11 protein-coding genes are annotated in these 13,146 nt (G+C 59.1%); 8 read left to right on the plus strand and 3 right to left on the minus strand.

The genetic code is table 11. The annotated features are described in order from the left end of the window. Positions 1-4: 4 nt before the first annotated feature. The 3 genes from AX755_RS12535 to hutH all read left to right on the plus strand — a co-directional run bounded on the left by AX755_RS12535 (position 5) and on the right by hutH (position 4,072). Entirely contained in the window at positions 5-739 is a 735-nt protein-coding gene (locus AX755_RS12535; RefSeq protein ID WP_013097507.1) for a histidine utilization repressor, read from the plus strand. A 127-nt stretch (positions 740-866) separates the two neighbouring features. Next, a complete protein-coding gene (gene hutU, locus AX755_RS12540; protein WP_013097506.1) occupies positions 867-2,555 on the plus strand; it encodes a urocanate hydratase in 1,689 nt (562 codons plus the stop codon). Beyond that, positions 2,552-4,072: a histidine ammonia-lyase gene (gene hutH / locus AX755_RS12545; RefSeq protein ID WP_062856849.1), complete on the plus strand. Its 1,521-nt coding sequence runs from the start codon at positions 2,552-2,554 to the stop codon at positions 4,070-4,072. The genes hutU and hutH overlap by 4 nt, the downstream gene beginning before the upstream one ends. A gap of 86 nt (positions 4,073-4,158) precedes the next feature. Here the strand turns inward: hutH and AX755_RS12550 are convergent, their stop codons facing one another. After that, the gene (locus tag AX755_RS12550) at positions 4,159-4,635 is read right to left on the minus strand and encodes a kinase inhibitor (RefSeq protein ID WP_013097504.1); all 477 of its coding nucleotides are present in this window, start codon (positions 4,633-4,635) and stop codon (positions 4,159-4,161) included. A 48-nt stretch (positions 4,636-4,683) separates the two neighbouring features. Next, positions 4,684-5,991, minus strand: coding sequence for an adenosylmethionine--8-amino-7-oxononanoate transaminase (gene bioA / locus AX755_RS12555; RefSeq protein WP_058683713.1), 1,308 nt, complete (start codon positions 5,989-5,991; stop codon positions 4,684-4,686). A gap of 68 nt (positions 5,992-6,059) precedes the next feature. Here bioA and bioB point away from each other — a divergent pair, with 68 nt between their 5' ends. From bioB to bioD, 4 genes are read left to right on the plus strand one after another with little or no spacing between them, the layout of a single operon-like run. After that, positions 6,060-7,100, plus strand: coding sequence for a biotin synthase BioB (gene bioB, locus AX755_RS12560; protein WP_014831141.1), 1,041 nt, complete (start codon positions 6,060-6,062; stop codon positions 7,098-7,100). Continuing rightward, complete coding sequence (gene bioF / locus AX755_RS12565) at positions 7,097-8,254, plus strand: 8-amino-7-oxononanoate synthase (protein WP_062856850.1); 1,158 nt, start codon at positions 7,097-7,099, stop codon at positions 8,252-8,254. The genes bioB and bioF overlap by 4 nt, the downstream gene beginning before the upstream one ends. Then, the gene (gene bioC / locus AX755_RS12570) at positions 8,238-8,993 is read left to right on the plus strand and encodes a malonyl-ACP O-methyltransferase BioC (RefSeq protein WP_062856851.1); all 756 of its coding nucleotides are present in this window, start codon (positions 8,238-8,240) and stop codon (positions 8,991-8,993) included. The genes bioF and bioC overlap by 17 nt, the downstream gene beginning before the upstream one ends. Next, entirely contained in the window at positions 8,986-9,687 is a 702-nt protein-coding gene (gene bioD / locus AX755_RS12575) for a dethiobiotin synthase (protein ID WP_020685271.1), read from the plus strand. Before bioC ends, bioD begins: the two co-directional genes overlap by 8 nt. On the opposite strand, the gene AX755_RS12580 is transcribed toward bioD, so the two are convergent. Then, the gene (locus AX755_RS12580; RefSeq protein ID WP_013097498.1) at positions 9,650-10,372 is read right to left on the minus strand and encodes an ABC transporter ATP-binding protein; all 723 of its coding nucleotides are present in this window, start codon (positions 10,370-10,372) and stop codon (positions 9,650-9,652) included. The two genes, bioD and AX755_RS12580, sit on opposite strands and share 38 nt — an antisense overlap. Positions 10,373-11,123: 751 nt before the next feature. On the opposite strand from AX755_RS12580, the gene uvrB reads away from it, so the two are divergent. After that, positions 11,124-13,139: an excinuclease ABC subunit UvrB gene (gene uvrB, locus AX755_RS12585; protein WP_013097496.1), complete on the plus strand. Its 2,016-nt coding sequence runs from the start codon at positions 11,124-11,126 to the stop codon at positions 13,137-13,139. Positions 13,140-13,146: the final 7 nt, after the last annotated feature.

The raw sequence follows: 13,146 nt of genomic DNA on the forward strand, positions 1-13,146 counted from the left end.
CACGATGTTCTCACGCTCACCTCAGCCGCCGTCCGGCTCTCCCGCGCCTTTCTACGAAAAGGTGAAGCAGACGATCAGCGAAAAAATCGCCACCGGCGTCTGGCGGCCGCATGACCGCATTCCCTCTGAAGCCGATCTGGTGGCGCAGTTTGGTTTTAGCCGGATGACCATCAACCGGGCGTTACGCGAGCTAACCGACGAAGGCCTGCTGGTGCGCCTGCAGGGGGTCGGGACGTTTGTGGCGGAGCCAAAAGGACAATCGGCGCTGTTTGAAATCCGCAGCATTGCGGACGAGATAGCGTCGCGAAACCATCAGCACCACTGCGAAGTGCTGGTGCTTGAAGAGACGCAGGCCAGCGCCGAGCAGGCTGCGGTACTGAACGTCAAGGAGGGAACCCGGATCTTCCATTCCGTAATGGTGCATTTCGAAAATGACGTGCCGGTGCAGATTGAGGATCGCTGCGTAAACGCCGAACGGATACCGGACTATCTGGACCAGGATTACACTCAAACCACGCCGCATGCCTTTCTCTCGCTTGTCGCACCGCTGACGGAAGGGGAGCACATTGTGGAAGCGGTGCGCGCGACGCCGCAGGAGTGCGAGTTGCTGCGTATCAAAGAGCACGATCCCTGCCTGCTGATCCGCCGCCGCACCTGGTCATCCGCGCAGATTGTGTCGCATGCAAGACTGCTGTTCCCCGGTAGCCGCTATCGGTTGCAGGGCCACTTTATGTCATAAGTTTTAAAAGCGTGATAGCTAACGCAATATAACAAAATTGTATCTTTTTTGTTAAATCTGACCTTGTGTGTGCTTGTCTATACAAGTATATCTAAATGCATCATCTGTCCCGTATGAGGAGCACACAATGTCGTCAGGTAAATACCGTCAGCAGGATGTCCGCGCCGCGCGCGGCACCACCCTTACCGCCAAAAGCTGGCTCACCGAAGCACCACTGCGCATGTTGATGAACAACCTTGATCCTGAGGTTGCGGAAAACCCCCACGAGCTGGTGGTGTACGGCGGCATTGGCCGCGCCGCGCGCAACTGGGAATGCTATGACGCCATTGTTAAGGCCCTGACCGAACTGGAACACGACGAAACCCTGCTGGTGCAATCCGGCAAGCCGGTCGGCGTGTTTAAAACCCACAAAAACGCGCCGCGCGTTTTGATTGCCAACTCTAACCTGGTCCCGCACTGGGCGACCTGGGAACACTTTAACGAACTGGATGCCAAAGGGCTGGCGATGTATGGCCAGATGACCGCGGGTAGCTGGATCTACATTGGCAGCCAGGGGATTGTGCAGGGCACCTATGAAACCTTCGTCGAAGCCGGTCGTCAACACTACAACGGCTCGCTGAAAGGCCGCTGGGTACTGACCGCGGGTCTGGGTGGCATGGGCGGTGCACAGCCGCTGGCCGCGACGCTGGCTGGCGCCTGCTCGCTGAACATTGAGTGCCAGCAGAGCCGCATCGATTTCCGTCTGCGTACCCGCTATGTTGACGAACAGGCCGACAGCCTCGATGACGCGCTGGCGCGTATCAAAAAATACACCGCGGAAGGCAAAGCGGTATCGATAGCGTTGTGCGGCAACGCGGCAGAGATCCTGCCGGAACTCGTGGCCCGTGGCGTTCGCCCTGACCTCGTTACCGACCAGACCAGCGCCCACGATCCGCTGCACGGTTATCTGCCAAAAGGCTGGACGTGGGAAGCCTACCAGCAAAAAGCAGAAACCGATCCTGAAGGCACGGTACTGGCCGCTAAGCGTTCGATGGCAGAACACGTCTCCGCCATGCTGGCGTTCAGCGAGATGGGCATTCCGACCTTCGATTACGGCAACAACATCCGCCAGATGGCAAAAGAGATGGGCGTCAGCAACGCCTTTGATTTCCCGGGATTTGTCCCAGCCTATATTCGTCCGCTGTTCTGTCGCGGTATCGGTCCGTTCCGCTGGGTGGCCCTGTCCGGCGACCCGGAAGATATCTACAAAACCGATGCCAAAGTGAAGGAAATTGTCGCGGACGATGAACACCTGCACCACTGGCTGGATATGGCCCGCGAGCGCATTAACTTCCAGGGCTTGCCGGCGCGTATCTGCTGGGTTGGGCTGGCGTGGCGGCAAAAGCTGGGTCTGGCTTTTAACGAAATGGTGCGCAGCGGCGAAGTGTCTGCCCCGATTGTGATTGGTCGCGACCATCTGGATTCTGGCTCCGTCGCCAGCCCGAACCGTGAAACCGAAGCCATGCGCGACGGCTCAGACGCGGTCTCCGACTGGCCGCTGCTGAATGCCTTACTCAACACCGCCAGCGGCGCGACCTGGGTATCGCTGCACCACGGTGGCGGCGTGGGGATGGGCTTCTCCCAGCATTCCGGGATGGTTATCGTCTGTGACGGAACGGATGAAGCCGCCGCGCGTATCGCACGCGTGCTGCACAACGACCCGGCAACCGGCGTGATGCGTCACGCAGATGCGGGTTACGAGATTGCTATTGAATGTGCCACAGAGCAGGGACTTAACCTGCCGATGATCCCTGCCACACAAGGAAAGCATGAATGAACGCGTTAACACTCACTCCCGGCTCGCTCACGCTCAAACAGCTGCGTCACGTCTGGCGTCAGCCGGTCACGCTTTCGCTGGATGAAAGCGCCCATGCCGCCATTAACGACAGCGTGGCCTGCGTTGAAGCCATTATTGCCGAAGGGCGTACCGCCTACGGTATCAACACCGGTTTTGGTCTGCTGGCGCAGACGCGCATTGCCACGCACGATCTGGAAAATCTCCAGCGTTCGCTGGTGCTTTCCCATGCCGCAGGCGTTGGCCAGCCACTGGACGACGAGATTGTCCGTCTGATGATGGTGCTCAAAATTAACAGTCTGGCGCGCGGCTTTTCCGGCATTCGTCTGAGCGTGATCCAGGCCCTGATAGCGCTGGTGAACGCGGAAGTCTATCCGTGGATCCCCGCCAAAGGCTCCGTTGGCGCCTCCGGCGATCTCGCCCCGCTGGCGCATATGTCGCTGCTGTTGTTGGGGGAAGGTCAGGCGCGCTGGCAGGGAGAGTGGCTCCCGGCACAAGAGGCGCTGAAAAAGGCCGGATTAGCGCCAATCACCCTTGCGGCAAAAGAGGGGCTGGCGCTGCTTAACGGCACGCAGGCCTCCACGGCCTTTGCGCTGCGCGGTCTGTTTGAAGCCGAAGATCTGTTCGCCTCGGCCGTGGTGTGCGGTGCGCTGACCACGGAGGCGGTGCTGGGCTCGCGTCGTCCGTTTGACGCGCGTATTCATGACGTACGTGGCCAGCGCGGGCAAATTGACGCTGCCGCAATGTATCGCCATCTGCTGACGGAGACCAGTGAGATTGCTGATTCGCACCATAACTGTGACAAGGTACAGGATCCGTACTCGCTGCGCTGTCAGCCGCAGGTGATGGGCGCGTGTCTGACGCAGCTGCGCCAGGCCGCAGAAGTGCTGCTGGTGGAAGCCAACGCGGTGTCCGATAACCCGCTGGTGTTCGCCCAGGAAAACGAGGTGGTCTCCGGCGGTAACTTCCACGCCGAGCCCGTGGCGATGGCGGCGGATAACATCGCGCTGGCGATTGCCGAAGTGGGCGCCTTGTCCGAGCGGCGAATTGCGCTGATGATGGATAAGCATATGTCCCAGCTGCCACCGTTCCTGGTGCGCAACGGCGGGGTGAATTCAGGCTTTATGATTGCCCAGGTGACGGCCGCAGCGCTGGCGAGCGAAAACAAAGCGCTGTCGCATCCGCACAGCGTGGACAGCCTGCCAACCTCTGCCAACCAGGAAGACCACGTCTCAATGGCTCCGGCAGCCGGACGTCGTCTGTGGGAGATGGCCGCCAATACCCGTGGCGTGCTGGCAGTGGAATGGCTGGCGGCGTGTCAGGGGATCGATCTGCGTGAAGGGCTGAAGTCCAGCCCGCTGCTGGAGCAGGCACGTCATGCGCTGCGTGAGCACGTATCGCATTACGATGATGACCGCTTCTTTGCGCCGGATATTGATAAGGCGATGCAGCTTCTGGAAGAGGGGCGTCTGGTGGGGTTGCTGCCTTCGGTGCTGTGATTTTTTTGCCCGGTGGCGCTGCGCTTACCGGGCCTACGAATCCGAAATGTAGGCCGGGTAAGGCGTAGCCGCCACCCGGCTTTTTTTTACGAATACATCGCCGTAATCGACGCGCTCTCCAGCGAATGGAAATGCACATTAAACCCTACCATCGCGCCGCTCGCCCCTTCGTCGACCTCAATCTTCTCTACATCCAGCGCGTGCACCGTGAAGATATAGCGGTGCGTTTCCCCTTTTGGCGGCGCCGCGCCACCGTAACCGGCTTTCCCAAAATCGGTGCGCGTCTGAATGGCGCCTTCCGGCAGGGCGACCAGGTCGGAGCCGGAACCCTGCGGCAGAACGCGCGTATCGGCGGGCAGGTTGGCCACAACCCAGTGCCACCAGCCGGAGCCGGTTGGCGCATCCGGGTCGTAGCAGGTGACCACAAAGCTTTTGGTGCCCGCCGGCACATCGTCCCATGCCAGGTGCGGAGAGATATTATCTCCCTGATACCCCATCCCGTTGAAGACGTGGCGTTCAGGCAGTTTTTCGCCGTCGCGCAGATCTTTACTGATGATTTTCATACGGTTTGCCCTCGTTATTCACTCGTTCAGGAAGTGTAACGCATAGGGTCAAATCGTGAAATGCGCCGGAATGTTAACGGCTTCTACTACCGCGGCGGTTAACGAGCGTAGCTGTTCAGCCGTGATGATATACGGTGGCATCAGGTAGATAAGTTTGCCGAAAGGCCGCACCCAGACCCCCCGCTCTACAAAGAAGCGCTGCAATGCCGCCATATTCACCGGATGGGTGGTCTCAATCACGCCGATGGCACCCAGCACGCGCACGTCCGCCACGAAATTCGCCCCCGAGGCGGCACTGAGCTCTTCTTTCAGTTGCGCCTCAATCGCCGCAACCTGCGTTTGCCACTCGCCGTTTTGCAGGATCGCGAGACTTTCGTTTGCCACCGCGCAGGCCAGCGGATTGCCCATAAAGGTCGGGCCATGCATAAAGCAGCCCGCTTCGCCGTCGCTGATGGTGTCGGCCACCTGACGGGTAGTGAGGGTGGCGGAGAGCGTCATGGTGCCGCCGGTCAGCGCTTTCCCCAGGCACAGGATATCCGGTGTGATATCCGCATGTTCGCAGGCAAACAGCTTACCCGTGCGGCCAAATCCGGTGGCGATCTCATCGGCAATCAGCAGGATGCCCTCGCGGTCACACATTTTACGAATGCGTTTTAACCACTCGGGATGGTACATGCGCATCCCACCAGCACCCTGAACAATCGGTTCGAGGATCACGGCGGCAATCTCATGGCGGTGGGCAGCCATCAGCCGCGCAAAGCCGACCATGTCCATTTCATTCCACTCGCCGTCAAAACGGCTCTGCGGGGCCGGGGCAAACAGGTTTTCCGGCAGGTACCCCTTCCACAGGCTGTGCATGGAGTTATCCGGATCGCACACCGACATCGCGCCAAAGGTATCGCCGTGGTAGCCGTTGCGGAAGGTCAGGAATCGCTGACGGGATTCCCCCCTGGCATGCCAGTACTGCAGCGCCATTTTCATCGCCACTTCCACCGCCACCGAGCCGGAGTCGGCAAGGAACACGCACTCCAGCGCATCGGGCGTCATTGCCACCAGACGACGGCAGAGATCAACCGCCGGTTGATGGGTAATGCCGCCAAACATCACGTGCGACATCTGCTCAATCTGCGCTTTCATCGCGGCATTCAGACGCGGGTGGTTGTACCCGTGAATGGCCGCCCACCAGGATGACATACCGTCAACAAGCGGCTCGCCGCTGGCAAGGTGCAGTTCGCAGCCGTGGGCCGAGGCCACCGGGTAGACCGGAAGCGGGCGGGTCATGGAGGTGTAAGGGTGCCAGATATGCTGCTGGTCGAAGGCGAGATCGTCCTGGGTCATAATCGACTTGTAAACCATTTTGAAAAGTTTTAGGTTTACGAGTATAAACCGAACCGAAAATTAACAAAACCCTTTGGAGAAGCCCCATGGCTCACCACGCACGCTGGACGATGTCGCAAGTCACTGAATTATTCAATAAACCTTTCCTGGAGCTGATGTTCGAAGCCCAACAGGTGCATCGTCAGCACTTCGATCCGCGCCATGTTCAGGTCAGTACGCTGCTGTCGATCAAGACCGGTGCCTGCCCGGAAGATTGCAAATATTGCCCGCAGAGCGCGCGCTATAAAACCGGGCTGGAATCCGAACGTCTGATGGAAGTGGAGCAGGTGCTCGACTCCGCGCGTAAGGCGAAAAACGCGGGCTCTACCCGTTTCTGCATGGGGGCGGCATGGAAAAACCCACACGATCGTGACATGCCGTATCTGGAGCAGATGGTGAAAGGGGTCAAAGAGATGGGGCTGGAAGCCTGCATGACCCTCGGCACGCTGAACGAAGAGCAGGCGCAGCGCCTGTCTGCTGCAGGGCTGGATTATTACAACCACAACCTCGACACCTCGCCAGAGTTTTACGGCAACATCATCACCACCCGTACCTATCAGGAGCGTCTGGATACGCTGGACAAAGTGCGCGAAGCGGGCATCAAAGTGTGCTCGGGCGGGATTGTGGGGCTGGGTGAAACGGTGAAAGATCGCGCCGGTCTGCTGCTGCAACTGGCGAACCTGCCGACCCCGCCGGAAAGCGTGCCAATCAACATGCTGGTGAAGGTCAAAGGCACGCCGCTGGCGGATAACGAGGATGTCGATGCGTTTGATTTTATCCGCACCATCGCGGTCGCGCGCATCATGATGCCAACCTCATACGTCCGCCTTTCTGCCGGTCGCGAACAGATGAACGAGCAGACGCAGGCGATGTGCTTTATGGCTGGCGCTAACTCCATCTTCTACGGCTGCAAGCTGCTGACCACGCCGAACCCGGAAGAGGACAAAGACGTCCAGCTGTTCCGCAAGCTGGGGCTGAACCCGCATCAGACCGAGGTGCTGGCGGGAGATAACGAGCAACAGCAGCAGCTGGAGCAGCAGATTTTCAACGCCGATACCGAACAGTTCTACAACGCGGCATCCGTATGACCTGGCAGGCTCGTATTCAATCCGCGCTGGAAGAGCGCCGGGCGCGGGATGCTTTTCGCGTTCGCAGGGTAGTGGAAAACGGTGCAGGCCGTTTTCTGACCCACGCCCGGCGGCAGTACTGTAATTTTTCCAGCAATGATTATCTCGGCCTGAGCCACCATCCGGCGATTGTCCGCGCCTGGCAGCAGGGGGCGGAACACTACGGCGTGGGCAGCGGGGGGTCGGGGCACGTCAGCGGCTATACAACAGCGCATCAGGGGCTGGAAGAGACGCTTGCCGACTGGCTGGGCTATCCGCGCGCGCTGCTGTTCATCTCCGGCTTTGCCGCCAATCAGGCGGTGATTGCCGCGCTGATGGGCAAGGACGATCGTATCGCCGCGGACCGCTTAAGCCACGCCTCTTTGCTGGAGGCGGCGAGTCTCAGCCCGGCACAGCTGCGGCGCTTTGCCCACAACGATGCGCTTTCGCTCGCCACGCTGCTGGATAAACCCTGTGCCGGACAACAGCTGGTGGTGACGGAAGGGGTGTTTAGCATGGATGGCGACAGCGCGCCGCTTCGTGCGCTGTCTGACGTTGCGAAACAGCAAAACGCCTGGCTGCTGGTGGATGATGCCCACGGTATTGGCGTGATGGGTGAAGACGGTCGCGGTAGCGCCAGTCAGCAGGGCGTGAAGCCGGAACTGCTGATCGTCACCTTTGGCAAAGGCGTTGGCGTGAGCGGGGCCGCCGTGCTGTGCAGCGAGTCCGTCGCCGATTATCTGCTGCAGTTCGCCCGACATCTGATTTACAGCACCAGTATGCCGCCTGCGCAGGCGGTGGCGCTCTCTGCCTCGCTGGAGGTGATCCGCGGTGAAGAGGGGGCTGAACGGCGCGCGCGTCTGGCAGAACATATTCAGCGTTACCGTCAGGGTCTGGATCGGCTTCCTTTCCAAAGCACCGATTCGCAGAGCGCCATCCAGCCCGTTATCGTGGGGGAAAACAACCGCGCGCTCGCGCTGGCACAGACGCTGCGCGAACGGGGAATGTGGGTCACGGCCATCCGTCCGCCCACCGTGCCGCCGGGTACGGCGCGTCTGCGTTTGACGATGACGGCGGCGCACAAAGCAGAAGATATCGATGCGCTGCTGGAGGCTCTCCATGTCGCCAGTCAATAAACAGGCCATTGCGGCGGCGTTTGGCCGGGCTGCACGCAGTTATTCGCAGCATGATGAGCTTCAGCGTCAGAGCGCTCAGGGGCTGCTTGAGCTACTCGGTGCGCGTCGTTTCCGGTACGTACTGGATGCCGGATGCGGCCCCGGCGGTAACAGCCGCTACTGGCGCGACGCCGGAAGCCACGTCACCGCACTCGATCTCTCTGAGCAGATGCTGGACGAGGCGCGACAGCAACAGGCGGCTGACCGCTATCTGACTGGCGATATTGAGTCGCTTCCGCTGCCGGATGCGCAGTTCGATCTGGTGTGGAGTCACCTGGCGGTACAGTGGTGCAGTAGCCTTTCGCAGGCGTTAAACGAGCTGTATCGCGTGGCGCGTCCGGGCGGAAAGGTGGCCTTTACCACCCTGCTGGAAAGCTCGCTGCCCGAGCTGAATCAGGCATGGAAAGCGGTAGACGAACAGCCGCACGCCAACCGCTTTTTAGCGTATGACCAGGTGACGGACGCGCTGACGGGCTGGCGCTTTCGCAGCCAGGTGCAGACCATCACGCTGAACTTTAGCGATGCGTTCAGCGCCATGCGCTCGCTGAAGGGCATTGGCGCTACGCATCTGCATGCCGGGCGCGAGAGAAAACCGCTCACGCGCGGGCAGTTGCAGCGCCTGGAGCTGGCCTGGCCGCAGCGGCGGGGCACTTTCCCGCTCTCTTATCAACTCTTTCATGGGATTATCGAACGTGACTGAACGTTATTTTGTCACCGGGACGGATACCGAAGTGGGTAAAACGGTGGCCAGTTCCGCGCTGTTGCAGGCGGCTCGTCTGCAGGGCAAAACCACCGCCGGGTACAAGCCCGTCGCCTCCGGAAGTGAGATGACGGCACAGGGGTTACGCAACACCGACGCGCTGGCGCTGCAGCGTAACAGCACGCTGCCGCTGGACTATGCGGCGGTGAATCCCTATACCTTTGCCGAGCCGACGTCGCCGCACATTATCAGCGCCGACGAAGGCCGCCCCATCGCGTTTTCCGTGCTCTCGGACGGCCTGCGCGCACTGGAACGCCAGGCTGACTGGGTACTGGTGGAAGGCGCAGGGGGCTGGTTTACGCCGCTGTCGGACGAACTGACGTTTGCGGACTGGGTCCAGCGCGAGCAGCTTCCGGTGATCCTCGTGGTCGGGGTGAAGCTCGGCTGTATCAACCACGCCATGTTAACGGCACAGGCCGTTCAGCAGGCCGGGCTGCGTCTGGCGGGCTGGATAGCCAACGACGTGGTCGCACCCGGTAAGCGTCATCAGGAGTATCTGGCCACGCTCAGGCGAGTGCTTCCCGCGCCGTTCCTTGGGGAGATCCCATGGCTTGCGGACGGTGCTGAGCACGCCGACACCGGACATTACCTCGACCTCAGTGCCTTGCTTCCCGCGACATCCAGTGGGCAATAAGCTCGTCATCCAGCTCGGTAACGTGGCCCTGGGCCACGTTACGCCCGCGATACAGCATACAGAAGCGATCCACTACCCGGCGGATAAACGACAGCTGCTGCTCGGCTAATAACACCGTCATCCCCAGCTCACGATTAAGCCTCGCCAGCAGATGGCCCAGCTTCTGAGCAAAGCTGTACCCTGCGCCCTGCAGCGGCTCATCCAGAATCAATACCCGCGGTCGGTTGACCAGCGCGTTAGCCAGCGCCAGCTGATACTGATCGTCCGGGGAGAGCCCGTTCGCCCGAATCTGTCGCAGCGCCCATAGCTGCGGGAACAGGTCATAAACATCGCTTTTTGCGCGCGTGTCCGTTGCCCCTGTCGCCCGCATGGCGATGTGCAAGTTTTCCTCAATAGTCAGTTGCGAAAAAATCCGTCGGTCCTGTGGCACGTAGCCAATCCCCGGCAGCGCGCGTTGATCCGGTGCCTGACGCAGTAAATCACAGGGCGGGGCACCGGCTTCGTGCCAGACGATGGTTCCGCTCTGCACCGGTAACGCGCCGGTGATGCAGTTGATGAGGGTGGTTTTTCCCATGCCGGGCAGGCCAATCACCCCTGTGCATAAGCCCTGCGGTAAATCCAAATCGACATTCCATAGCGTATGTTGGTTTCCGTAAAACTGATTGACTGCACGCAGACTCAACATCTTTCTCTCCTTAAAAATGTATGTGGGTGAGGCTCGTTAATGAATCTGCAAATCTCCTGCCAGAACCGTTGAACTGATTAAAAAAGAGGCTTTTTTAGGATAATGCCGTCGCAAAACGACGGATCGATAAGCGGATTGCACTGTCTCAGTGCCAGAACTGTTAGCGGTGGTGCAGGGACTGAAATGGCTGAATTGTGAGCAAGATCTCATTGGTTGGTTATGAATAACGCAACGGTTGATTGGCAAAAATTAGCGATAAAAATTTTTTGTCACCGCCTCGTGGGAAAAACCGGGAATTTGCTGAGCGGCAGTCTGTATGGGCTGGACGCAGTTATCCACTATTCCTGTGGATAACCATGTGCATTAGAGTTAGAAAACACGCGATAAGCGAGAGAAGACGCGGGTTACGCCCAAATTGACGCGAAACGCGGCTCTGGAAAATATCCTTTAAGATTTAACTGGTTAGATAAAATCAATTGCCGTCATAAAAGTGTCACCGGTTGCCATAAAACTACCATTACCTGGCTTGACAAATGTTAAAAATGAAAATGTTCTGGGGATAACCGGGTAGGGCTGGTGTTTTATGTCGTCTCAGTCGAAATTTTGACCGGGAATACGCTAATCCTTCGGGTGCTATGCTAAATATCGTGACACGCTACTGTTTTTACATCCAGTGTTTTTTACTGGCATTCCTGGCCACAACGAGTAAAATTACTCACCTGCCGCTTTTTACATCACCAGGTTGTCGCCCATGAGTAAACCGTTCAAACTGAATTCTGCTTTCCGTCCTTCTGGCGACCAGCCTGAGGCGATCCGTCGTCTTGAAGAGGGGCTGGAAGATGGGCTGGCACACCAGACGCTGCTGGGGGTGACCGGTTCGGGTAAAACCTTCACCATCGCCAACGTCATTGCGGATCTGCAACGCCCCACCATGGTGCTGGCGCCCAACAAAACGCTGGCGGCGCAGCTGTATGGCGAGATGAAAGAGTTCTTCCCGGAGAATGCCGTCGAGTATTTCGTCTCGTATTACGATTACTACCAGCCAGAAGCCTATGTGCCGAGCTCTGACACCTTCATCGAGAAAGATGCCTCGGTGAACGAACACATTGAGCAGATGCGTCTCTCGGCGACGAAGGCGCTGCTGGAACGTCGTGATGTGGTGGTGGTCGCGTCGGTGTCTGCCATCTACGGTCTGGGCGACCCGGATCTCTACCTCAAGATGATGCTGCACCTGACGCAGGGGATGATCATCGATCAGCGTGCGATTTTGCGCCGACTGGCGGAGCTGCAGTACACCCGTAACGACCAGGCGTTCCAGCGCGGTACGTTCCGCGTGCGCGGCGAGGTTATCGACATCTTCCCGGCGGAATCGGACGACATTGCCCTGCGCGTTGAGCTGTTTGACGAAGAGGTGGAACGCCTGTCGCTGTTCGACCCGCTCACCGGCCACGTCGAGTCCGTTATTCAGCGTTACACCATCTACCCGAAAACGCACTACGTAACGCCACGCGAGCGTATTGTGCAGGCGATGGAAGAGATCAAAGAGGAGCTGGCGGAACGCCGTAAGGTGCTGCTGGCGAACAATAAGCTGCTGGAAGAGCAACGCCTGAGCCAGCGTACCCAGTTCGATCTGGAGATGATGAACGAGCTAGGCTACTGCTCCGGCATCGAAAACTACTCCCGTTTCCTCTCTGGCCGTGGGCCGGGCGAGCCGCCGCCGACGTTGTTTGACTACCTTCCGGCGGACGGGTTACTGGTGATCGACGAATCCCACGTCACGATCCCGCAGATCGGCGGGATGTATCGCGGTGACCGCGCGCGTAAAGAGACGCTGGTTGAGTACGGCTTCCGTCTGCCGTCGGCGCTGGACAACCGTCCGATGAAGTTTGAAGAGTTTGAAGCGCTGGCACCGCAAACCATTTACGTTTCGGCGACGCCGGGCAACTACGAGCTGGAGAAATCGGGCGATGAGGTGGTTGACCAGGTGGTTCGTCCGACAGGGCTGCTGGATCCGGTGATCGAAGTCCGTCCGGTTGCGACTCAGGTGGACGATCTGCTCTCCGAGATCCGCGCCCGTTCGGCAATCAACGAGCGCGTGCTGGTCACCACGTTGACCAAACGTATGGCGGAAGACCTGACCGAATATCTGGAAGAACACGGCGAGAAGGTGCGTTATCTGCACTCGGATATCGATACCGTGGAGCGTATGGAAATTATCCGCGACCTGCGCCTGGGCGAGTTTGACGTGCTGGTGGGGATCAACCTGTTGCGAGAAGGTCTGGATATGCCGGAAGTCTCGCTGGTGGCAATCCTCGACGCCGACAAAGAGGGCTTCCTGCGTTCAGAGCGCTCGCTGATCCAGACCATTGGCCGCGCCGCGCGTAACGTCAACGGTAAAGCGATTCTCTACGGCGATAAAATCACCCCGTCGATGGCGAAAGCGATTGGCGAAACGGAACGCCGTCGCGAGAAACAGCAGCGCTACAACGAAGAGCATGGCATTACGCCGCAGGGTCTGAACAAGAAGGTGGTGGATATTCTGGCCCTGGGTCAGAACATTGCGAAGACCAAAGCGAAAGGACGCGGCAAGGCGCGTTCCGTGGTGGAGGAAGATACCGTCGCGCTGACTCCGAAAGCGCTGCAGCAGAAAATCCACGAGCTGGAAGCGCAGATGATGCAGCATGCCCAGAACCTGGAGTTCGAAGAGGCAGCGCAAATTCGCGACCAGCTGCATCAGCTGCGGGATCTTTTCATCGCCGCATCTTAGGTAAAGC

Source organism: Enterobacter sp. SENG-6, assembly GCF_001605945.1.
GTDB classification, from domain to species: domain Bacteria; phylum Pseudomonadota; class Gammaproteobacteria; order Enterobacterales; family Enterobacteriaceae; genus Enterobacter; species Enterobacter cloacae.